General features: G+C 70.5%; 1 protein-coding gene and 1 rRNA gene. Both read left to right on the forward strand.

Annotated features, from left to right (window positions below; all coding sequences use genetic code 11):
* Positions 1-92: ribosomal RNA gene (gene rrf / locus ACFW3D_RS36205) — 5S ribosomal RNA — on the forward strand; the annotation flags it as partial.
* Positions 93-411: 319 nt separating this feature from the next.
* Positions 412-776, forward strand: a 365-nt coding sequence (locus ACFW3D_RS36210) for a hypothetical protein (RefSeq protein ID WP_500511841.1), incomplete at its 3' end; no start/stop codon positions are given.

Here is a 776-nt window from a genome sequence, read left to right on the forward strand (position 1 = left end):
CGCCCGGTTACATTCCGAACCCGGAAGCTAAGCCTTTCAGCGCCGATGGTACTGCAGGGGGGACCCTGTGGGAGAGTAGGACGCCGCCGAACAATCTTTATGGACCCTCGGTCCTGGCCAAAGCGCTGGGACCGGGGGTCCTTTTGTTTTTGGCGTGGTGCGCAGTTCGCGGACTGGTACGAGAGACTGGCACTACGGCAGTACGAACGACAGGAGTCACGTCGATGTCCAACTCGCCCGAGGAACGGCCGGATCGGCCTGAGCGGCGCACCCCGCGCCAGGGCGGCGACCGGGGTGGATACCGCAGCGGCGGCCCCCGGCGCGAAGGCGACCGAGCCGGCGGCGGTTACCGCCGGCCCGACGACCGCCCGCGGGGGCGGTACGAGGACCGGGGTCGCGATGACCGGCGTGATGACCGCGGTGGTTACCGCCGTGATGACAGGCCGCGTTCCGACCGTCCCGGTGGGGATCGTCCGCGCGATGACCGGCGGGATGACCGTGGTGGGTTCCGTCGCGATGACCGTCCGCGTTACGACCGGCCGCGCGATGACCGTCCCGGTGGGGATCGTCCGCGTGACGACCGGCGGGATGACCGTGGTGGGTTCCGTCGCGACGATCGCCCGCGTTACGATCGCCCCCGCGATGACCGCCCCCGCGATGACCGCCCCCGCGATGACCGTCCGCGCGATGACCGGCGGGATGACCGTGGTGGGTTCCGTCGCGATGACCGTCCGCGTTACGACCGGCCGCGCGATGACCGTCCCGGTGGGGAACGT

The sequence above is a fragment of the Streptomyces sp. NPDC058864 genome, assembly GCF_042742985.1.
Taxonomy (GTDB): domain Bacteria; phylum Actinomycetota; class Actinomycetes; order Streptomycetales; family Streptomycetaceae; genus Actinacidiphila.